Genomic DNA, 21,014 nt, shown 5'->3' with positions numbered 1-21,014 from the left:
AACAGAGCCAGCCATACGGACCGCGCGTCGTTGAGCGGCGTGTGGTCACGGTTGTGGGAATTCACCGGTGCAGAGATAGCGCTCCCACTCAGGGGTGGTGAAGGTGCAGTTTCCGGAGTTGACTGTGCCGGTGAAAATCGCGGCGGTCGCTTGAACCGCTTGCCACAGCGCGTCGTCCGCTGCGGTCCGCTGGAAATTGACTCGCCAGCCCTCCGCTTCGGCGCTGGCGTGGAAGCAGAAGACGCCGTGCTCGGTGTCCGCCACGAGTTCGCTCAGTTCCAGGAACCAGCCCGCGTAGTCCCGGGGCGAACCCGCGGGGCCACCCAATGTTCGCCAGACGACCGAGTTGCCGATTCGTTCTTCCGCTTGGTCGCGCCAAAATTCGGCAGGCGGCAGTTCTCCTTCCGTCGTGGTGAGGGTGAAATTCACGCCACTCGTCCACGGTGGAACCATATGATATTCGGCGGGAAGTCGCTCCACGTCGATCTCGGTGCACTCGATTCGCACGAGACCGGGGAAGTCGATTTCGAGGAATAGCCCTTCGTTGGTTCCGCCCCCATCGACCTCTTCAACGATGTGGTCCGGCGACCACGCCGGGATCGAGTTGTACCGCATCACATTCCGAGCGATCACCAAGTACGGCTCCACGACCTCTGCGGAGCCAGGCGTCCAACCGGACCTGAAGTGCTCCTCCAATCGCAGGGTGATGCAGCCGAGGGACCGGAGTTCGCTCGTATCGATCAGCGGGGCGGGTGAGTCCTCGAACCACCCCCGCTGCTCCAGCCACTGCTCCAGCGCGGCGGCCGTGTCGATTCTGGTCACCGCCTCATCATGGCAGCCGTGTTCCAGCCAAACCAGTTGTTATTTGCGAACATTCCCCGCATCGTCTTTGGGAGAGGTAGCGAAATTCGGGGCTTTGGCCGGCGGTGAGTTGTCGGCGAATTCGGCCGCGCTGGGTTCGGTGGTGCCGGTTCGGTGGACGTGGTTGCAGGTGAATGATGTCGGACTGGCGTGGTGTGGCCGGAACATGAAGAACTTTAGGTAGATCAGCGGTTGTCGAGCCCATGTTCTGCCAGGAGTTCGTGTGTCAGTATCGCTGAGTTGTCTGTGTTCGTCATGCCCGGCCCACAGAGAGTCGCCGGGGCCGTGTTCGGCGTATCCGTCCTCGTGCAGCGACGAGCAATGGGAGCTGCTCGAACCGCTGCTGCCCGCGCCGGGCAACACCGCAGGCAAGGGTGGGCGCGGTGAGAAACATCCCCGCCGTCTGGTGCTGGACGCGATCTTCTACCTGGTGCGCGGTGGTATCGCTTGGCGGGCGCTGCCCACCGACTTCCCGCCCCCGACGACGGTCTATGACATCTTCTCTCGATGGACCAAAGCCGTTGTTCGGCAACGTATTACCGATGTATTGCGTGACCGGATCCGGGTGCGCGCAGGCCGCGGGGCCACCCCGACGGCGGCGCCGGCCCTTCGCCGAGGTGCGGCCAAGCGCCAGGCAGCGACTCAGCGCTGTGACCAACCGTCGCCGGAACCCGCGTTCCGGCACTGGGTCTGCGGGGTGCTGCAAGGCTGAAAAGGCTTCTCGCCGACGCCGAGCTGGAGAAAGACGCGTTGCGGGAGATTTCCAAGGGAAAATTTTAGACCCGGCCACCAAGCGCCGCACCCGGAATCCTCGTCGCCGCTGTTGAGATTCTCGCCAGACCGTGCGTTCAGTCGCTGGCCCGTGAGGGGTGATAGCGGAGATGTTCTCCTTACCCATACTGGCTACCGCACCCCCATCGAGTACGAACTATTCTCCGAGAAAACACCCTTTACCGCTGCCAGGCGATGACCGGTGACCCAACGAGTGCGACGACAGGGTGAGCCGCGCACGGAGTACCCCGACTCATCCGGAAACTGCCGGTATGCCGTTGAGCCGCCCCCAGTAGCTGAGTCCATCTGGTATTAGAGTCCCGTTCGGCTTGATAGAGGCCAGGAGAGGACACTGATCCACATGGCAGGACGCAAACGGCACTCCGCCGAGGACATCGTGCGGAAACTGCGCCGTGATTCTGCTCACGGAGCTCTTTGAGCTCCTTCGCGGCGTCGGTGTCGAGGCCGCCGTACTGGCGTCGCCAGTTGTAGAGGGTGGCCGCGGAGATCCCGAGGTCGGCGGCGATCTCCTCACCGGTCTTCCCAGCAGCGGTGAGTTCGTCGGCCGCGAACCGCTGCGACATGCCCATGACCGTCATGAGCTTGTCCACGGCTGCCCGTCGCGGCGACTCCGGCCGACCCGGACGCCGCGTTGCGGGCCTGGCTGCGGTCCTACGCGGTGAAACACCAGGGTCACGGGTTCCGCCGAGCGTGGGCCGCGCCGCGGTTCGACGAGGGCAGCGGTGTGAACATCAAGAAGGTCCACCGGCTGTGGCGGGAGGAAGGGCTGCAGGTCCGCGAGCATCACCCGCGCAAACGCGCCGGGGTGTCGTCGGTACCGCCGGTCGAGGCCGACGCACCGAAGGTGTTGTGGGCGTTGGACTTCCAATTCGACTCGGCTGTCGATGGTATCCGTTGCGCTGCAACAGTTCTGCGCCGACAGGTCGGGATGTACTACATACCGCCTGGTACTCCGTGGAACAACGGGTTCATCGAATCGTTCAACCGGCGACTACGGACCGAGTGCTTGAACCGCAACCACTGGACCAGCCTGCTCGAGGCCAGAGTGGTGATCGGCGACTTCAAAAACGACCACAATGCCCGGAACCGGCATCCCGCGCTGGGGTACCGGACACCGGCGGAGTACGCAGCCGGCTGCGCCCACACCCACCACCCGGTGGCGTGCGGGGTCAACCGAACACGGAACGACATCACCTGGCTCTGGTCCCGGGTGGACTCGTTATCGGGGACTGCTCACGCACTGCTCCAGCATCGGGAGGGCCCAAAGCTTTCGAGGTAGATGGCTGGCGGCGACCACCGCCAGCACAAGCATTGAGAAGGACTGCGCCGCAATCGGTTTCTCAGCGTTGGGAGGCGGCCAAAGGTGCTTCTATGCCGGTCGCGATATGGTTCCACTGCCGGGATGTCATCAATTCCCCAGTTGAATCCGATTCTCTCTGTGTACCGATAACCGCGGATAAGCGGCCGGTGAATGTGTGCTGCGCGGTTCCGGGAATCCGGAACAGCTCTCGAAAGGTAGATACGTCATGGGCAATCTCGCCGAACTCGGGAACCGTAACTCGGAGGCATTGATGGGTGCCGCCGGCCCTGCCCTGCGCGAGGCATTGCAGCGACACCTGAACGACGCGCGTGCCGAGCAGCGCAGCCACTTGCACTCCTTCATCGCGCCCTCCGAGTAGTCCGGGCACAGCGCACGATCCGTGGACGTGCCGACGCGCCGAGCCGTCCACGGGTTCGGCGGATCGAATGCTTGGACGCGCATCGCAACGAGAGGATCAGAACCGATGGACCATTATCCTGGCGAATTCCCCCACGGCAGGGAGCAACAGCGCACGCAGGCGTGGGATTGCGCCCGAGGGATTGAACGATGAATCCTCCCAATGGCCTTGCCAACGGCAATACTCGGGCCTCGAGACTTGCCGCCTATTCCGATCTGTGTAGCGATGCCGGTCCGATCCATGCACGAGTAGCGGCCAACCTCGGCGTAAAGCTGCTGGCCGACGAACCGCTTCCATTCCATCAGGTCGCTTCGCCTTGCTTGCTGCGGGTGCTGATCTCGCTCGAATCTCCGGAGATTCCGTTCTTGAACGATCCGAGAGAACTGGCGGCGGGGCGGCGATCACCACAATGGGAGTTCCTTTGTGAACAGGTGGAGAACTGGGATGGCTTGTCTACTCGCCAGCAGCTGCGGGTGGTGAAGGTCCTTGCAAAGCTGGCATTCTGGGAGATGATCGTTGCCCTCGTCGCGCCCGGCAATCACGATGCCTCGGAGTACGAGACGCGAGCACTGGCCTCCAGACGGGACGCCGCGCTTCTGCAGCTCGATCCTGGCGATCGTGATGCCGCCACGGGAGTGCACGACTTCACTGCTCGTACTGCGCTGGACGAGCACTTACCGGGCACTGTGCGCCTCGGAGCAGCAGTCAACCTGGTCGTCCACCATGCGCTCTCGGGTGGGCAGCTCGCCGACGTCGAGCGCTGGGCGGCAGTCGCGGAGCCGCTGCTCGGGTCCATTCCGGTCGAGGGTGAGGGTTTGCTGCTACACAGCTGCTACTGGCGAGGGGTCAGCTTCGTGCCGTATCTCAAGGGCGATCACGACAGTGTCAGGTGGATGCTGGACATGGCCGAAGAGGCCGCGGTCCAAGCCTGTGACGAGGAGTGCAACCCAAATTCGCTGCCTGCTCTGGAGAATCTACATCCGCTGCTGGAGACGCGTGGCCGTGCGGCTCGGGACGCTGGTGATCTGGAGTCGGCTGAGCATTATTATCGCCGCTTCGTCGATCACGATCCGCTCGATCCGAAGGGATGTGTCCGCCTGGCGGACTTCCTTTTCGGCACTGGGCGAAAGCGTGAGGCGCGAAACGAATACCTGCGCGCGGTCGAACTCGGCGTGCCCATGACAACTTACGCAACGGCACGGGCAGCCCTATGTCTCGCCCCGGAATAGTCCGGTGGGGCCACTGACATCCCACTCTCCATGAGAAACAGATAAGCACACGATACCGTCGAGAGTGGTTGTTACGGACGCATTCTCAACGCTGGGGAACGCGGGCAGACATCGGTCGCGTTACGATTGGCCCGCCGGGATGTCCTCTGATATCCCGGTTGAAGTCCCAGTTTCCCGTGCACCGATAACCGCGGATGAACGGCCGGTGAATCTGTGCTGCGCGGTTCCGGGAATCAGGAACAGCTCTCGAAAGGTAGATACGTCATGGGTAATCTCGCCGAACTCGCGAACCGTAACTCGGAGGCATTGATGGGTGCCGCCGGACCCGCCCTGCGTGAGGCACTGCAGCGACACCTTAACGAAGCGCGTGCCGGAAAGCGGAGCAACTTCAGCTCCTTCCTCGCCCCCGCCGAGTAGTCCGGACAAGTGCGTGACCCGTGGACGTGCCGACGCGCGGAGCCGTCCACGGGTTCGCCGCACCGAGTGCCAGCGGTCGCGCATCACAACGAGAGGATCAGAACTGATGGAGCAACAGCCTTGTGAATTGCCTTGGCATGGTTGGTCATCGGAATTCTCCGCACTACAGCGTGACGGGTGGCGGCCGTTGCCGTTCTACGAGTTCGTGGTCAAGATCCACGGCCGCTGCAACCTGGCCTGTGACTACTGCTACATGTACGAGATGGCGGATCAGAGTTGGCGGTCCAAGCCGAAGGCGATGAGTCGGCAGATCTTCCTCGGCGCCTGCCAGAAGATCAAGGAACACGCGGTCCACTTCGGACTGCCGGTGCTCGACCTCGTTTTCCACGGCGGGGAGCCACTGCTGGTCGGGCCAAGCGATCTGGAGTACTTCGCACGGACCGCCCGGGAGATCCTGGATCCGGTTGTTGAGGTGCGCCTGGGAATTCAGACGAACGGGGTCTTGATCAACGACGACGTACTGCGCATCTGCGACCAGTGGAACGTCAAGATCGGTGTCAGCCTCGACGGCGGAGAACCGGAGCACGACCGGCATCGGCTCGATCGTGCCGGCCGCGGTAGCTATGCCCGTGTCGTTGCCGGACTGGAGCAGCTGATGCCTCCGCACCGGCGGCATCTGTTCTCAGGACTGCTGTGCACCGTCGACGTGAGGAACGACCCCGTGCAGACCTACGAGGCAATGCTTCCCTTTGCGCCGCCGGCAGTTGATTTCCTTCTTCCCCACGGCAATTGGACGACGCCACCACCGGGTCGCATACCGGACTCCGCCGAGACGCCGTATGCCGACTGGCTGATCACGGTTTTCGACCGATGGTATGGCGCACCGGTACGGGAAACCAGTGTGCGGTTGTTCGGTGACATCATCGAGCTACTGCTGGGCGGCCAGGCGGGTTCGGAATCCGTCGGACTGTCGCCGATCCGCACGGCCACCATCGAACCCGATGGCTCGCTCGAACAGGTCGACCAACTGAAGTCGGTGTTCGACGGTGCCGCGCGAATTCCGGTTCGGGGCAGCGGCAACATGTTCGATGTGGCGCTGTCGGATCCGTCGATCGTGGCCCGTCAGATCGGCGCCGCCGCGCTGAGCGATACCTGTCTCGCGTGCCCGATCCACACCGTCTGCGGCGGTGGGCATTACGTGCATCGCTATCGGGAGGGCGCCGGCTTCCGCAACCGGTCCGTGTACTGCGCGGACTTGACCAAGCTCATCACACACATCGAATCGCGGGTGCGCGCCGATTTCGAAGCGGCACTGGCGATCAGTGGCACGGAAAGCCACACGCCCGCCTGACACCACCTGCCTCGGCCAGCTCTCCGGACCTCACAGGAGCTCGACCATGACTGACCCCGGACTGCGCGGCAATCGGAACTTCGCCTTGCTGTGGTCGGGAAATGCGGTGTCGCTGATCGGATTTCACTGCACCCGCATCGCCACGCCGTTGCTCGCCTTGGCGCTCACCCATTCCCCCACCATCGCCGGTTGGGCCGGATTCGCGCTCAGCGCACCGAATCTGATCTTCCAGGCCGCCGCCGGTGTGGTGGCGGACCACTACGACCGGATCCGCGTACTCCGGATCTGCCAGCTGGTCGGGCTCCTCTCGGCATGCGTGGTGACGGCGGCGGTCGTCGCCGATCCACAGGGGCTCGCGCTGATGATCATCGTCGCCGCGTTCCTCGAGGGCACCGTGTACGTCTTCATCGAAATCTGCGAGGTCGGTGCGGTGCGTGATGTCGTGCCCGAATCTCAACGTAAGGCAGCTTTTTCGTTCCTCGAGTCCGAACAGCCGATCGCGTTGCTCATCGGGCGCGCCGCGGGCGGCGCGATCTACGGGCTGGCGCGCTGGCTGCCGTTCGCCGTCAACGCCGCCTCCTATCTGTACTGTCTGGTCGCCCTATCGCTGATCCGCCGCGAGCAGCCTGCGACGCCGGTGGCGCCCCGGGCGCGGCCGAGCATACGCGATATTGCTGCGGGCGTACGCGTCGTATGGAATGAACCGCTACTGCGTCTGTCGACAACGGTCGCCGCACTGTCGAACATGATCATTCAGATCGTGCTTTTGCTGATCCTGTTCGAACTGACTTATGACGGACGTCCGGCTTGGATCGCGGGCGTCGTGCTCGCCGCCGCAGGCGTCGGCGGAATCCTCGGCGCTGTGGTGGCAGCCCGGATCACCACCCGTTTCCCTGCCGCACTGATCTATCGCACCGGGTTGTGTGTGTGGACGGTGCTGCTCATCCCGATCGCAGTGAGCGACAACGCCTTCGTACTCGCACTATGCTCGGGCGGCATCGGCGGCATCGGCGTGGCGTGCAGTGTGGCGTTGACGATCTATCAAGTCGAAGTCATCCCTGAGCAAGTATTCGGCCGCGCCGTCGCGGCGATGGGACTGATGACCAACGGTGCGGCGGCATTGGGCTCGCTCGCCGCCGGCTATTTGCTGTCACTGTTGGGACCTGGTCCAACGGGGTGGATTTCGCTTGCGCTGATGTGTTTACTGGCCGGCATCGTGAACGTGAGTCGGTCTGCGCGTCCGACCGCGCTCCGTTCGGCGAGTTACGGCGCGCCGCTGGAGTGAGCTGTCGTGCGGGCTCGGCGTCCTGCGTGAACATGCGCAGGGTAACGGTTTTCACCGCCCGCGCGGCCTGCCCGGAGGCGAGGATCTCGCACGCCTTCTCGGCGCCGACCTTGTCCAGGATCCTGTTCCATGCGAGCGCGGCGTCGTGATCGATGAACGACTCGGAGGTTTGGATGGTCTTTCCGGTTCGGGGGTTCACGACGCGAAAGAGGATTCGCGGGTAGGACGACCCGCCCTCGTGGGTCTCGACTCGAACGCTCGACATGCGAAACGGCTCCATTCGAGAGCCTGATCAACCGCCGAAGTCCCCCGACGTGAGGTCAGTTTATTGATGGCTTTTGTCGATGACGATCTACTACAGGGTGTCTTACGTGGGTGTAATTCGTTGTCCGGCATGATGTGATCCGTGGTCGACAGGTTTGCTGAGAGACTGGTCCCGGATGCGTTGTGGGACATTGTGAAACCGTTGCTGCCGGAGTTCACGCCCAGACCGCAGGGTGGTGGGACCGCTCCGGTGGACGAGAGGGCGGTGTTCACGGCGGTGGTGTTCGTGTTGACCAGCGGATGCGCGTGGCGGCACCTGCCGCCGTCGTTCGGGGTGAGCGTGCGACCGCGCATCGACGGTTCATGGTGTGGGCCGATGCCGGGGTGTTCGATGCGTTGCATCGGGAGATACTGGACCGGCTCGGAGCCGCCGGCGAGCTCGACTGGAGTGCGGCGAACCTGGATGCAGCGTCGATACGGAAGAAAAAGGGGGATCTCTGACCGGTCGCAGTCCGGTCGATCGCGGGAAGAAGGGATCGAAACTCCATGTCGTCTCCGATGCGAACGGGATCCCGCTGGTCACTGGTGTTTCCGCCGGGAATGCTCACGACTCGGTGATGCTGCAATCGATGGTCGCCTCGATTCCGCGGGTCCGGTCGGTGCGTGGCCCGCGCCGTGGCAAACCCGCCAAGCTGCGTGCGGGCAAGGGGTACGACTACGACGTCCATCGCCGCTGGCTGCGCGCTCGCGGGATAGTGCCTCGTATCGCCCGTCGTGGGATCGAGGATCCCCTGAGGCTGGGCCGTCATCGGTGGAAGATCGAGCGCACGATCGCGTGGTTGACCGGATATCGGCGGTTGACGATCCGCTACGAACGCCACGGCCGTCTCTTCGCAGCATTTCTCCAACTCGCCGCCGCGCTCACCTGCTACAAGAAACTCTCCACATAAGACACCCTCTTAGTCGTGGAACGAACCTTCGCCTGGATCAGCAAACACCGCCGCTGTGTCCGCGACTACGAAACCCGCCCCGACCACCACGAAGCCATGGTTTACATCGCCACCATCATGACCATGTCACGCCGACTCGCCTGAGCATGACCGAAGTTCCCGGACGCTCACTGAGGATTGTGGCGAATCGTCACTCGATCCCGCGCGACCTTCCCGGCGAGCGGCGTGCTGGGCGCCGGATTCGGGTGGGTCAATCACGCAGAGCACGTTCGCGCAGGGTGGCCAGTGTCCGGGTCAGGATGCGGGAGATCTGCATCTGCGACACGTTCAATTCCGCGGCGATCTGGGCTTGGGTCCGGTTCTCGAAGAACCGCATATGCAGCACCCGCTGGTCCCGCGCGGGCAGATCCTGCAGCAGGGGTGCGATGGTGAGCGCGTTCTCGGTGAGCTCGTAGGAGGGATCCTCGTCGCCGAGGGTGTCGGTGTTCTTCGTTGATACCCCGCTGCTGTCGTTCTGCTCGGCCGAGGCGTCCAGTGAATCGGTGCGGTAGGCATTCCCGGCCAGCAGGGCCTGGGTGACCTCGTTCAGATCGAGATTCATCTCCACGGCGATATCGAGGGCGGTCGGCGTCCGGCCGAGCTGCTGACTGAGGCGTTCGATGGTGGGCCCGAGGGCGACCTGGGTTTCCTTGACCCGCCGCGGGACGCGGACCGCCCAGGTGTGATCCCGGAAATGGCGGCGGACCTCGCCCATGATCGTGGGAACGGCGAAGGCCACGAAGCTCGATCCCCGGGTGGCGTCGAATCGGTCGACGGCCAGCACGAGCCCGAGCGAGGCGATCTGGTGTAGATCCTCGTAGTTCTCGCCGCGGCCGGTGAACCGGCGGGCGATGTGATCGGCCAGCGGCAGGCATCGGCGCATGATCACCTCCCGCAACCCCGGACGCCGAGGGTCGGCGGCGTCCATTGTCGCGAGCTGTTCCAACAGCGGTTCGATCCCGTCGTAGCTGTCGGTCCCGCGGTTGGCGCGGTGTGCGGTGGTGGGGGCGTCGTATGCGGCCACAGTCGTCATCGAGAACCTCGCTTTCCGTTACCTCCGCGCGAAATGTGCCGCGGGAGGGCGACGATCCCGGGCTACCGCGTTCGGGTGGGGGCAATCAGGACGGGCGGGTCTTCTTCGTTATGTGAACGCTTTTCGGGGGAAGAGCTTCGTTATCCGGACTGTGAGTAGGGGCGCATCGGGTCCGTGCCGGGGTCGAGTCTGCGGTGGTCGCGGTGTGGGGCGGGCCATTGCGTTCGCCGCCCCGGTTGATCCGGACGAGCGCACATGGTGTCGTAGAAGAGAATGGCCGCCGTTCCACATTTCTGAGGTTCGGCGGTGGGTTGGATCGACCGGAGAGGCTGGTCATGCGGAGTCTGGTGTTCGACAGTGAGGATCTGGGCGCGACCGAGGAATTCCTCAACGATGCCTACACCCACATGGAGATCGGCAACGACAGCCCCCGCAGCGTGCGCACCCGCATCCGCCGGGACATGCTCGGCCCCGTCAGCCTGGATCGGCTCGACCTGGGATTCGATATGGCCTACGACGCCGACCCGTTGAACAAGGTTTGCCTGGTCACCGTGCACTCCGGTGCGGTCGAGGAGAACTACCACAACACGGGACAGAACGTCTTCACCCCCGGCGATTCCGGTCTGCTCACCCCGCACGACCTGCCGTTTTCCGGGGTGGTTCGCTCCTCGCGCTACGACATCACGATGTTCGAACCGGAGCTGCTGGACCGTCTCGCGGCCACGAACGGCTCGACGCGACCCGTCCGTATCAGCGGGCGCCGGCCGGTGAGCCCCACCGCGAATCGACAGCTCACCGCGGTGATCACTCATCTGCAACGCGTCGCCACCGACCCGGCGACCGTCGGCAGCCCACTGCTGGCGGCCACCGGCGCCGATTACCTGGCCGCGACCGTTCTCGCGACCATGCCCACCACGGCGGTGACCGAGCCCGCCGCCACCGACCGCCGCGACGCCCACCCGGAAACGGTGCGTCGTGCCGTCGCCTACCTGGAGTCCCACCTGCACGAGGATGTGACGATCACCGAGGTCGCGGCCGCGGCATTCGTGACGCCCCGGGCATTGCAGCTGGCGTTCCGCCGTCACCTCGGCACCACGCCGTTGCGGTATCGGCGGCGGTTGCGCCTGGCCGGCGCCCACGAGGATCTGCGGGCCGCGCGGGCCGGGGACGGACAGACCGTCGCCACCATCGCCTACCGGTGGGGGTTCACCCACCCGGGCCGTTTCGCCATCGCCTACCGCAACCACTACGGGCGCCCACCGTCGGAGGTTCTGCATGCCTGACCGTGGGCTCGCCTATCCGCCATACCTACCTCCTCCTTCCGCATAGGCCCTTCTCCTTCCGCATCGGCCCTTCTCCTTCCGCATCGGCATCGACAGTCGCCTACCCGGAGTCGTAACCGGTGAAACGGGACGCGGCGACGGAGATGCCGGGTAAGCGGATGAGTGTGGCCGTCGCCGGCTGCTCGTATCCGGCGATGCGGGACACGACCTCGCATGATTCGCCTGCGCGGGGCCGATCGGCCCCGCGGACGCGGTAGGGTCACCGATCGTGGCCGGTACGGCTCGGAAAGCTCGCTGTCGGCCCCGCGCTACCCGCGTCATCACGCGGTCCGCGTTGTCACCGGTTCGTCGCGAGTCGCGGAGGTAGATGATGTCTCAGGCCATCGAAGGCATCGACCCGGCCGTGCCGCCCAGCGGCCCGGGATGTGTCGAGTGTGAAGCGGCGCGGGGCTGGTGGGTGCATCTGCGGCGCTGTGCGCAGTGCGGGCATATCGGATGCTGCGATTCGTCCCCCGCCCAGCACGCTACTGCCCATTTCGCCGCGACCGGGCACCCGTTCGTCCAGAGCTTCGAACCGGGGGAGGACTGGTTCTGGGATTACCGGTCCGGTGAGATGTTCGGTGCGGGACCGGAACTCGCTCCGCCCCGGGATCATCCGCGCACCCAGACCGTGCCGGGGCCGCAGGACCGGGTTCCGGCGGATTGGCAGGACCACATCCACTGACCCGCCGGTCCGGTCGGTCCCGAACCGCTTCCCGGACATGTGGGTACAAGGGTCGTCGACAGACCGAGACGGTCGCCCCTCCCTCACGACGGGCCGGCCAGTCGGCGGCGTACGCGGGCGAACCTGCTGGGCCGAGGTGGCCGGCGGTCCGGGTCGAACCAGCCGGGTAACGGTTCCCGAGCGGCCAGCCACCACTGCGGCACCCCGGTTCCGGGGCGGTCACCGGTGTGGGCGGCGACGATTCCGCCGACGATGGCCCCGGTGGTGTCGATATCGCCGTCCGCTTCGATACAGGTGGCGACGGCGGCCGGATAATCGCCCAGGTGTGTCGCCGCTGCCCATATCGTGAACGGGACAGTGTCCTGTGCGGTGACCCGGGAGCCGTTACCGAGCTCATTCGCGGCCTCCTGTGTGGAGGCGCCGAGTAGTGACCGCGCCCGGCGGATCAGCCCACGCGTCTCACTGTCGCCGAGATGGCCGAGTACGGAATCGACGAATTCCGCGGGGCCGGGCCGGTTTCCGGCCAGGCGAGCGCGGGCGGCCCCGGCGGCGGCGAGCGCCACCGCCACTGCACCGGCGACCCCTTCAGGATGCATATGCGTGACCTCCGCCGACCTGGCCGCCTCGGCGGCGGCCCTTCCGGGATCGCCCGCGTAGAAGGCGCCCAACGGTGCGACCCGCATGGCCGCACCGTTGCCGCGGGATCCCTGGTTCTCGAACAGCGCTCCCGCCACGTCCCGCCAGTGCGCACCGGCGCCGATCCGGCGCAGCACCCCGACGGTGTTGAATCCGTAGTCGCGGTGCGGCTGGAACCGGCGCGCGAAAGCGGCGGCCAGCCGGTCCTGATCGATCGAGCCGTTGCGCAGGAGTTCCGCGACTACGCTGCAGGCCATTTCGGTGTCGTCGGTCCACGCCCACGGCCGCTCGGTGGGCAGCTCACCTGCCCGGAGTTGCGTGAGGGACCGTCGCATGACCGGGAACTGCTGCCCCAGCGCGTCCCCCACCGAAAGTCCGGCCAGCGAATCGAGCATCGAATCGATATGCATCGCGTCGAATCGTAGCCGGACCGGGTATCCGTCCGAATATCACAGTGATCACCGGGAGGCGGCGTGTACTTCGAGACCGACCAGAACATCAGCGACGGTGTCCACACATTCGCCGAGCTGTACCGCTACCGGATGTTGTACAACGCGCTCGTGTTCAACGAATGGGCAGGTGGCGGCCGGTACGACGTCCACAAGAGCATCCGGCACAGCGACGGCGAACTCTGCTTCGGCGGTGGCTGGTTCGTCGTGTACGCGACTCTGCCGACGGGCCAGATCGCGAACCACTACCGGATTCGGCACTGGGGCCTGTTCCGGATACCCGAACGGCAGGTGCCGGTGGTGTGGGACGGGCATACCGCGCACGAGGCGGCCGACCGGATGTTCCGTTTCCTGAAGGCGCAGGCCCGCCCGGACATCGGTGGCCGGCCCACAGCTTGATCGGCGATATCGGCCGGCGAGCCGCTGCCGACTCGTCCGAGCCCGGCGGGGCCGTCACGATGCCGACACCGGGAGGTCGAGTCGCGACGGAGCCGCCGCGGCATGCGAGATCGATCGCCCGGCTGTGGCGGATATCCGCCGAGGTGGTGGCCATCGCGACCGGTGGTGGGGAACACCGCCGGAAACGACGGCGTCGACATGTTCCCGGTCCGGCCGGGCACCCGCGCCCGTGCACGGCCGGGGGCATCGGTTGTCGGACGAGAGTCCAAGTGCCTCTTTCTCATTGGTTTCTCAGCGTTTCTGAGGCGTTATTGAGGGGTGGGGCCAGTACGGTGTCGCGTGCCGGGTCGGCCGGTGGTGTTAGTGAGTGAAGGGACGTGGGTGTGGCGCGCAGAGTAGTTGTCACGATGGTCGATGATCTGGACGGCGAATCCGCTGCGGCGGAGACGGTGCCGTTCGGCGTCGACGGATTGCTGTACGAAATCGACCTCTCCGAGGTGAACGCGCGGGAATTCCGCGCTGCCCTGGACAAATGGATACCGTTCGCGCGCAGAGTCGGCAGGACGCGCCGCGTGAAGGGGCAGACACCGGACCGGCCGCAATCGGCGAAAATGGTGCGGGAGTGGGCCCGGCGCAACGGGCACGAGGTCCCCGACCGCGGCCGTATCCCCGGTGCCGTGCTGGACGCCTATCAGCGCGCCGCAGGCTAGCACTCGGGCGATCCGCGTGCGGCCGGCCGTTCCCGGCGGCGATCAGTTCGCCGGGTCGGGCGGTGCGTGTACGGCGATCTCGCCACTGAGAGTATGACCGCCGTTGAGCCGCAAGCGATCCCCGCTCCAGAATCGGCCCGGGTCGTACCAGTCGGGGCTTCGGGTGTCCGGTAGCAGCCCCATGGCCTGGTAGGTGGCCGCCACGATCTCCGCGCAATAGGCGTTCTCCACCTCCCGGGCAGCAGGCGGGCGGGAGCGGCGGCGCGGCAGGCGGACCCGCCCCCGGAACCAGCGTCCGGCCAGTGCCGCCGTCGACGGGAAAGGTGTGCCGTCGAGCCGCGCGACCGTGCGCAGCATGCCGTCCTCCATCTCCCGGGTGGCGGGCGGCTCCAGCTGCCGTAGCCAGGCCTGCTGGCCGTACCGGTTCGCCCAGACCATCACCGCGTCGCGCAGATTGTGCAACTGGGCGCCCCGGTGTGCGCTGCCCGACCACATATCCGGTAGCGACCGACCGAGTTCCGCGTGCCAGATCAGCGCGGGGAGATCGTCGATCACCACCGACATGCCCACGTGGTTGACCGGACTGTTGGTCGTCATCCGGATCATCCGGTCGGCCGTGGAATGCCCACGGAACAACCAGATATCGCCTGTCCTGGTGATCTCGACAGCCCGGTCGAGATCGAGATCCGCACCCGCCATGGAAGTAGCCTATGCGCATGAGGTGGTGGAAGGTATTGGGTTTGGCGGGAGCTGCCGGTGTGGTGGCCACGGGTGTGGTGGTGGTGCGCGCCGAACGCCGCCGTCGCGCCTACACTCCGGACGAGGTCCGGGAGCAGTTGCAGGCCCGTTTCGCGCAGGCGGTGGCCGCAGAGGAGGCCGTCGAACTCGCGGAGCCGGAATCGCGATTCGCTCGGGTGCGTGCCCGGATGCGACGGTTGTTGCGCCGCTGATCCCGGTCGCGGTCGATCGCATGCAGTTTCGGCAGCCCGCCGTCTGGGCGGATGCTGAGACGACGAGCGCATCTGAGGTCGGTCGTCTTATTCGACCCGGTAGCGGCTGTCGATGTTTCCTGTGAGGGTCATCAGGAGACCGGGGAGTTCGGAAGCGGTGTTTTCGTCGAGGCCGGCGACGGTCTCATCGGCGAGTCGACGCCAGACCACTCCGAGCTTTCCCACCAGGGTCCGGCCGTCATCGGTCAACTCGACCAGGGTCGCGCGCTTGTCCATAGGCGATGGACCCCGTCGGACCAGGCCCTTGGCCTCGAGTTTCCGGATCATCACGGTTACGCTCGGCGGTTCGCAACCCAGTGCGTTGCTCAGCTGTGCCTGAATCGTCGCTCCGGAGTGCGAGAGTTGCAGAAGCAATGCCTCCTGGCCGGTGCTGAGTCCGAGCGGAGCCAAGAGTTCGGCAGCGCGGGCGCGATGACGCAGGCTCAGGAGCCGGATCGCTTGGTTGAGTGCTTGCGCATCGGCGTCGTCCATCGGTCGATTCAATCCTCACGTGCTCTGTCCCGGTTCGCGACCCCGCCAAGCCTCAAGAGATACGTCGACGACGTCTATGAGGTACGGAAAGTTCTTCGGGCCCGGCCCTGCCTATGGTCGTGGCGGCCTGCGGAGGTCGCAACTACCTGGTGTCGACGACGTGCTCAGCGCGTTCCACCTCACGCAGCAGTACGTCGGACTGAGGCCGCTTCCCAGTTTCAGCGAGCACAACGTGGTTCGGCAGCCGGACCCGCACGGCGCTGCACGTCGTCTACGCGAGCACCTTCGCGTTCATGTTTCGGGCGAACTGGAGCGAGCATCCGCATAGGTCACCCGTCGTCGCGGTGCTTCCGCTGGGCAGCGCATCCGCATGCAGTAGCACTCGACCAGCTCGAGATCCAAGTGAGCCGTTGCAGTGTCAGCCGCACCTCGCTCGACCCGGCGAAGCCGACCGCGAGACCCGGCGGATAGTTGCTCGGCCTCCTGAAGCTAGACGATGGCGGTGGACCTGATCCGCGCGAACGCGATGACCTCTTCGGCGAAGGGGGACGCCGTTCGGTGCGAGAAACAGGCCCGGAGCCGATCGATCGCCTCGTCGAGTTCGGGCCCGGGTCCGCGGTCGGCGAGCAGGACGACGATCGCCTCTCGCGTTCCGATCCGTTCGCCCGGTTGAGCCAGGAGTTCGTCGAGGTAGCGCTCGGGCTCGGCCAGCATGATCGCCCGGCGCGCGTAGGCGTGGACCCGCCGGGGCAGTTCGGCGCGGATGGCGTCGATATCGGCCTGCAGGGCGTGCCCGCTCGGTTGGCCGGGATCGACCCGCAGGGACCAGGGCCGGGTGAGCTGCTCCGGCAGACCGTGGTCGTCGATCAGATCCGGGCCGCTCGCCTTCTCGAGCGGTATCGGCGGCAGCCCGTGCTGTGCGTTGCGCCAGTTGCCGAATTCCCACCACGCCCTGGGAGTGGCATCGAGATGCAGGCCGAACTTCAGGACCTGCTGACCGTCGGCCCAGGTACGCGACACTCGGGTGCGCCCGACGGACGCGACGCCGTCCGGCTCGACTCGCACCCAGGGGGCCTCGGTGCCGTCGAAGCCGTACGGTTGTAGCAACTTCGCGGTTTCGCGCAGCAGTCGCCGCAGTGCCGGATCCGTTCTGACCATTCCGGCAGACTATCGATGCCACCCGACAACTCGGCCCGCGGTCAGCCCGTCAGCGCCCGGCGTCCCGCCGGACCGCCGTCGGGCGGCGGCCTGGCCGAACCTCGGTGAGATCGGCAGGCGGGAACGCGCCCTGTTTGCCGACGGTCTTGATCGCGTGCCCGATCCGGCGCAATTGACCGCGATCACGACTCGACCAGGTTTCACGGCATACGGGCAGTCGCGCCGAGCCCTACATCCAGCACCGATCCGGTGACATAACGTCCGGATTCACCGACCAGATGGCCGACCGCGTCGGCGATCGCCTCGGGTGGACACCATGGGATACGCATGGGGCTCATCCGCGCGTAGCGTTCCTCGACATCTTCTCGTGCCGGGTTCTCGAGATCGGGGGCGAACAACGAATACAGAGCCGGGTTGTGCAGCATCGGTGTATCCACATTGGTGGGGCACACGATATTCGCTGTCACCCCGCTTTCCGCGTATTCGAGTGCCACGGACTTGACGAGCCCGATCACGCCCCATTTCGACGCCGAATAATGGGCGAGGTTCGGGGTTCCCTGGCGTCCGCTCATCGACGAGATGGCGACGATCCGGCCCGACCCGGCGGGGAGCATATGGGGGAGGACCGCCCGGACGCAGTGGAAAGTTCCGGTCAGGTTCGTCGCGAGCATATCGGCCCACATGGCATCGGTGAGTTCGATGGTCGGCCCGAATCCGACGATGCCGGCGCAGGTGACGAGAATATCGATACATCCCGATTCCGCGGCGACATCATCGGCGAAGGATGTGACGGCGGCGGAGTCCCGGACGTCGAGTACGGACGAGTAGCACACTCCGGCGTCGTTCTCGATCAGCCGGGCCGTCTCGGTGAGATCGTCTCGCGTCGCCAGCGGGTAAGGGGCGGTATCGCCGGGCGCGCACAGATCGGCGAGCCGGACGGTGGCACCGCGCCGGGCGAGCATCCGCGCGACAGCGCGACCCTGTCCGCGCGCGGCACCCGTCACGATCGCGGTGCGGCCGCCGAGATCGCCGCCGGTCGTATCGTCAAACATCGGCCTCTCCTGTCTCGAGCTCGACCAATTGCTTGACCTGAGCTTTTGCTATCTTCCCGCCCGGAGCCAGGGGCATCCGGTCGAGCACGCGCAGGCGTTCGGGTAGGTACTCCCGGGTGATTCCCTGCCCGCGAAGCCACGCGTTCAGCTCCGTCAGTGTCAGCGGACCGGCTTCCGGGGCCAAGGTGACCGCCGCGCACAGCCGTTCGCCGAAGATCGGATCCGGCACCCCGACCGCCGCGACCATTTCCACCGACGGATGCTCCCGGACGAAATCCTCCACTTCGACTGCGGAGATGTTCTTACCGCCGCGGATGATCAGATCCGCCAGGCGGCCCACCACCCGCAGCCGATCGGTCGCGTCGACCTCCACGATATCGCCGAGCAGGATCCACCCGTCCTCGGTGAACAGTTCGGTATTCGCCGCGTCGTCGTTCCAGTAGCCGGGGGACATGAGCGGTCCACGCACCGCCGGTTGCCCGCGCCGGACACCCGGACCACCGTCACCCGTCCCGTCGTCGACGATCCGGACGTTCATCTCACCGATGAGATGGCCACCGGTGCCCAGCCGGGTCGGCTTGTCGTCGTCGACTGTGGTGGCGCTCGCCGCTCCGGTTTCGTTGGAACCGTAGAACTGCAGGACCAGCGCCCCCGTGGCCTCTTCGAAACGTTCGGCCTCGGCGTAGGGTACGGCCTCACCGCCGGTGAACATGACCCGCAGCGCCTCGGCACGTGCCGTCGCCCGGTCCGGGAGCTGCAGCATCATCCGGAACTGGGTGCTCACACAGGCGAGAATCGTCGCGTGGTGTTCGGCCATCAGATCGATGGCGACGGTGGGGTCGAACCGCGGCATCACCAATGCCGGGCGGCCCAGCAGCGCGGGCAGGAAATGCGAGGTCCACAGCCCGAAACCGAAGGGAGCGGGCACGAACGCGGCGACGACCTCCTGCGAGTGCATTGCGGCGTTACGGCAGGCGATCGCCGCGAAAGTGCTCCACCTCCGCTGCGTCTGCATCACCAGTTTCGGCCGGCCTGTCGTCCCGGATGTGCTGTTGAGCAGGCAGATATCGTCCACGGTGAATTCCGCCGACCCCGCGGGACGGCTGCGCACCGCGGGTTCGCCCTCGCCGGTGGTCACCGTGGCGACGCCGGTTCCGTCGACGAGCACCAGCCGGCCGGGAGTGGCATCGCGCGTGCGCAATTCGTCCAAGAGCTCCGTGACCGGACGGCCCCGGTTGTCGCTGGTGGTCACCAGCACGGTCGCACCGGACGCGGACATCAGATGAGCGAGTTCCGCCGGACCGGATCGCGCACCGACGGCGACGGCCAGCACACCGGCCCGGTAGGCGCCGACCAGCGCGGCATGGAACTCCACCGTATCGGGCAGGTACACCGCTGCCGCGGGGATGTCCCCGAGCGCGCGCAGTGCTGCGCAGATCCGGTCGGCGAGCTCGTCGTACCCGGCCCAGGTGGTGATCCCGGACGGGCTGATGTAGGCAGGATCGTCGGCGCGGGTAGCGGCCCGATGGCGGACCAGGTCGCTGACCGAGTAGCCGGTGAACGCCTCCGGGTCCGCCGTGAACTCGGGTGCGCCGGCGATATCGGCGAGGTGCGCTCGTGGCATCACAGGGCTTCCTCGAGCATCCCCATGGACGCTCGATAGGCGGTGTCGAGCTCGGCGGCGTCGCTCTTCGGCTCCGACAGCGAGCCGCGGATCATGACATACCCGCGGTCGACGATACGAGACACGCGGTGCAGTGCCGGTTCGGCGACGACCACGGTGATGCCCGAATCCGCCAGTTCGCGGACATGGTCGAGCAGTTCGCCGGATATCTTGGGTGAGAGTCCGGTGGTCATCTCGTCGAGCAACAATGCTCGCGGAAGGCCCAGCAGAGCCCGGGCCAGCAGCAACATCTGTTGTTCGCCACCGGAGAGAACGCCCGCGAGTTGCCGCGAACGGGTCGCCAGAATCGGGAATCGCTCGAAAGCCGGACCGAGAGCGTCGTTTCGGGCGCCGAGCAGGCGGGCGCCGATCTCGAGGTTCTCGCGTACCGTCAGGCGGGGGAACAGTTGCCGTCCCTGCGGGACGAACGCGATTCCGGCGCGGAGCCGCTTCTGGGCCGGAGCCTTGCCGAGTTCGGTGCCGTCGAGGGCCATCGCACCGGTTGCCGGTGTACTGCCGAACAGTGCGGAGAGCAGACTCGACTTTCCGGCACCGTTCGGCCCGACCAGCGCCGTGACTTCCCCGGCGCGGGCTTCGAGCGCCACATCCCGGACCGCGACGGCACCGCCGTACCGGACGGTGAGCCCCTGGGTGGTGATCATGGAGTCTCCTTCGAAGCGGGTGCGTGCGGTCCGCGGATGCTGGAGGGTTTACGTAGGTTTCGCGTCATCGGGCCTCCTCGGCGGGATCGGTGCCGAAGTACACGGAGCGCATCTCGGTGCTGCGCATACAGTCCTGCGGGCTGCCGGTGAAGGCCACCGCGCCGTCGGCGAGCAGCACCACCGAATCGGCGAGTTCGGCGATCAGGTCGACATTGTGATCGATCAGGACCACCGAACGTCCGGCATCGCGGACCTGACGGACAGCGCGGGAGATCGCCGCGATCCCTTCGGTATCCGAGCCGGCGAACGGCTCGTCCAGGAGCAGGACCCGGGGGTCGGCGGCCATGGCGCGGGCGATTTCGACAAGGCGCTGGGAGCCGAGGCCGAGACTGCCGGTGGGCACCCGCTCGGTGGTGACGCCGTACTCCCGGGCCACCTCCGCCGCTGTGTCCAGTACCGCCCGGGGTGTGCCGGCGAGACCGCGCAACAGCGCGCGCAGCGAGGCGCCGTAGGAACCGATCGACCGGCCGACGATACCGGGCACGATGTTCTCGACCGGCGTCAGTTCCAGTGCCAGTTGCGGGTGCTGGAAGGTGCGGGCGAGCCCCGCCCGGGCACGTACCGCGGGTCCGGGACGAAGGACGCGACCCTCCAGTTCGACCGCACCCGCGCTGGGGGATTGAGTGCCGACGATGCAGTCGACCAGTGTGGTCTTTCCGGCGCCGTTGGGGCCCACCAGGCCGAGGACACTGCCCGGGGGCAGCTCGAAACTCACATTGTCCACGGCGGTGACACCGCCGTAGTGTTTGGTCAGCCCCGTGACCGACAGCAGCGCCGGGGCAGCGATGGGGGACATCG

General features: G+C 66.1%; 23 protein-coding genes and 1 pseudogene. 13 read left to right on the top strand and 11 right to left on the bottom strand.

From position 1 onward, the window contains the following. Window positions 1-45: 45 nt before the first annotated feature. Window positions 46-822, bottom strand: coding sequence for a hypothetical protein (locus OG405_RS13120; protein WP_327151908.1), 777 nt, complete (start codon window positions 820-822; stop codon window positions 46-48). Window positions 823-1,084: 262 nt separating this feature from the next. On the opposite strand from OG405_RS13120, the gene OG405_RS13115 reads away from it, so the two are divergent. After that, window positions 1,085-1,573: a transposase gene (locus OG405_RS13115; protein ID WP_327151907.1), complete on the top strand. Its 489-nt coding sequence runs from the start codon at window positions 1,085-1,087 to the stop codon at window positions 1,571-1,573. 238 nt (window positions 1,574-1,811) lie between these two features. Here the strand turns inward: OG405_RS13115 and OG405_RS29210 are convergent, their stop codons facing one another. After that, window positions 1,812-2,216, bottom strand: a complete 405-nt coding sequence (locus OG405_RS29210) for a transposase (protein ID WP_442790755.1) — start codon at window positions 2,214-2,216, stop codon at window positions 1,812-1,814. 95 nt (window positions 2,217-2,311) lie between these two features. Between OG405_RS29210 and OG405_RS13105 the strand changes: the two genes are divergently transcribed. The 7 genes and pseudogenes from OG405_RS13105 (at window position 2,312) to OG405_RS13075 (ending at window position 9,011) form a co-directional block, all read left to right on the top strand. Next, window positions 2,312-2,932: an integrase core domain-containing protein gene (locus OG405_RS13105; RefSeq protein ID WP_442790708.1), complete on the top strand. Its 621-nt coding sequence runs from the start codon at window positions 2,312-2,314 to the stop codon at window positions 2,930-2,932. A 247-nt stretch (window positions 2,933-3,179) separates the two neighbouring features. Then, on the top strand, window positions 3,180-3,332 hold the full coding sequence (locus OG405_RS13100) for a hypothetical protein (RefSeq protein WP_327151906.1): 153 nt from the start codon (window positions 3,180-3,182) through the stop codon (window positions 3,330-3,332). A gap of 188 nt (window positions 3,333-3,520) precedes the next feature. Next, window positions 3,521-4,600: a hypothetical protein gene (locus tag OG405_RS13095; protein WP_327151905.1), complete on the top strand. Its 1,080-nt coding sequence runs from the start codon at window positions 3,521-3,523 to the stop codon at window positions 4,598-4,600. Between the two features lie 313 nt (window positions 4,601-4,913). Further along, the gene (locus OG405_RS13090; protein WP_327151904.1) at window positions 4,914-6,368 is read left to right on the top strand and encodes an FxsB family cyclophane-forming radical SAM/SPASM peptide maturase; all 1,455 of its coding nucleotides are present in this window, start codon (window positions 4,914-4,916) and stop codon (window positions 6,366-6,368) included. Window positions 6,369-6,414: 46 nt separating this feature from the next. Then, a complete protein-coding gene (locus OG405_RS13085; RefSeq protein ID WP_327151903.1) occupies window positions 6,415-7,653 on the top strand; it encodes an MFS transporter in 1,239 nt (412 codons plus the stop codon). Between the two features lie 406 nt (window positions 7,654-8,059). Then, a pseudogene (locus OG405_RS13080) lies at window positions 8,060-8,867 on the top strand (IS5 family transposase). A gap of 15 nt (window positions 8,868-8,882) precedes the next feature. Further along, a complete protein-coding gene (locus OG405_RS13075; protein ID WP_442790707.1) occupies window positions 8,883-9,011 on the top strand; it encodes a hypothetical protein in 129 nt (42 codons plus the stop codon). 106 nt (window positions 9,012-9,117) lie between these two features. Here OG405_RS13075 and OG405_RS13070 read toward each other — a convergent pair whose 3' ends face one another. Further along, window positions 9,118-9,939, bottom strand: coding sequence for an RNA polymerase sigma factor SigF (locus OG405_RS13070; protein ID WP_327151902.1), 822 nt, complete (start codon window positions 9,937-9,939; stop codon window positions 9,118-9,120). A 335-nt stretch (window positions 9,940-10,274) separates the two neighbouring features. Between OG405_RS13070 and OG405_RS13065 the strand changes: the two genes are divergently transcribed. Both OG405_RS13065 and OG405_RS13060 read left to right on the top strand, forming a co-directional pair. Beyond that, window positions 10,275-11,222: a helix-turn-helix transcriptional regulator gene (locus tag OG405_RS13065; RefSeq protein WP_327151901.1), complete on the top strand. Its 948-nt coding sequence runs from the start codon at window positions 10,275-10,277 to the stop codon at window positions 11,220-11,222. 370 nt (window positions 11,223-11,592) lie between these two features. Further along, window positions 11,593-11,946, top strand: a complete 354-nt coding sequence (locus OG405_RS13060) for a UBP-type zinc finger domain-containing protein (RefSeq protein WP_327152324.1) — start codon at window positions 11,593-11,595, stop codon at window positions 11,944-11,946. A gap of 83 nt (window positions 11,947-12,029) precedes the next feature. Here OG405_RS13060 and OG405_RS13055 read toward each other — a convergent pair whose 3' ends face one another. Then, on the bottom strand, window positions 12,030-12,992 hold the full coding sequence (locus tag OG405_RS13055; protein ID WP_327151900.1) for an ADP-ribosylglycohydrolase family protein: 963 nt from the start codon (window positions 12,990-12,992) through the stop codon (window positions 12,030-12,032). A gap of 63 nt (window positions 12,993-13,055) precedes the next feature. Between OG405_RS13055 and OG405_RS13050 the strand changes: the two genes are divergently transcribed. Both OG405_RS13050 and OG405_RS13045 read left to right on the top strand, forming a co-directional pair. Continuing rightward, window positions 13,056-13,430: a WDGH domain-containing protein gene (locus OG405_RS13050; protein ID WP_327151899.1), complete on the top strand. Its 375-nt coding sequence runs from the start codon at window positions 13,056-13,058 to the stop codon at window positions 13,428-13,430. 383 nt (window positions 13,431-13,813) lie between these two features. Next, on the top strand, window positions 13,814-14,140 hold the full coding sequence (locus tag OG405_RS13045; RefSeq protein ID WP_327151898.1) for a histone-like nucleoid-structuring protein Lsr2: 327 nt from the start codon (window positions 13,814-13,816) through the stop codon (window positions 14,138-14,140). Between the two features lie 42 nt (window positions 14,141-14,182). Here the strand turns inward: OG405_RS13045 and OG405_RS13040 are convergent, their stop codons facing one another. After that, a complete protein-coding gene (locus tag OG405_RS13040) occupies window positions 14,183-14,839 on the bottom strand; it encodes a hypothetical protein (protein WP_327151897.1) in 657 nt (218 codons plus the stop codon). A 17-nt stretch (window positions 14,840-14,856) separates the two neighbouring features. On the opposite strand from OG405_RS13040, the gene OG405_RS13035 reads away from it, so the two are divergent. After that, a complete protein-coding gene (locus OG405_RS13035) occupies window positions 14,857-15,090 on the top strand; it encodes a hypothetical protein (protein ID WP_442790706.1) in 234 nt (77 codons plus the stop codon). 87 nt (window positions 15,091-15,177) lie between these two features. Here the strand turns inward: OG405_RS13035 and OG405_RS13030 are convergent, their stop codons facing one another. The 6 genes from OG405_RS13030 to OG405_RS13005 form a co-directional block, all read right to left on the bottom strand. Then, window positions 15,178-15,621 (bottom strand): MarR family winged helix-turn-helix transcriptional regulator, encoded by a 444-nt coding sequence (locus OG405_RS13030; RefSeq protein ID WP_327151895.1) that lies wholly within the window; start codon window positions 15,619-15,621, stop codon window positions 15,178-15,180. Window positions 15,622-16,110: 489 nt separating this feature from the next. Beyond that, window positions 16,111-16,779: a hypothetical protein gene (locus OG405_RS13025; protein ID WP_327151894.1), complete on the bottom strand. Its 669-nt coding sequence runs from the start codon at window positions 16,777-16,779 to the stop codon at window positions 16,111-16,113. 200 nt (window positions 16,780-16,979) lie between these two features. Then, a complete protein-coding gene (locus tag OG405_RS13020; protein WP_327151893.1) occupies window positions 16,980-17,831 on the bottom strand; it encodes a mycofactocin-coupled SDR family oxidoreductase in 852 nt (283 codons plus the stop codon). Then, window positions 17,824-19,455 carry a class I adenylate-forming enzyme family protein gene (locus tag OG405_RS13015; protein WP_327151892.1) on the bottom strand — a complete coding sequence of 544 codons (1,632 nt, stop codon included), beginning with the start codon at window positions 19,453-19,455 and terminating at the stop codon, window positions 17,824-17,826. Before OG405_RS13015 ends, OG405_RS13020 begins: the two co-directional genes overlap by 8 nt. Further along, on the bottom strand, window positions 19,455-20,156 hold the full coding sequence (locus OG405_RS13010; RefSeq protein WP_327151891.1) for an ATP-binding cassette domain-containing protein: 702 nt from the start codon (window positions 20,154-20,156) through the stop codon (window positions 19,455-19,457). The genes OG405_RS13015 and OG405_RS13010 overlap by 1 nt, the downstream gene beginning before the upstream one ends. A 64-nt stretch (window positions 20,157-20,220) precedes the next feature. Next, window positions 20,221-21,012 (bottom strand): ABC transporter ATP-binding protein, encoded by a 792-nt coding sequence (locus OG405_RS13005; RefSeq protein WP_327151890.1) that lies wholly within the window; start codon window positions 21,010-21,012, stop codon window positions 20,221-20,223. Between the last annotated feature and the right edge of the window lie 2 nt (window positions 21,013-21,014).

The sequence above is a fragment of the Nocardia sp. NBC_01329 genome (assembly GCF_035956715.1).
Classification (GTDB): Bacteria; Actinomycetota; Actinomycetes; order Mycobacteriales; family Mycobacteriaceae; genus Nocardia.
This window is presented reverse-complemented; position numbering and strand designations above follow the sequence as displayed.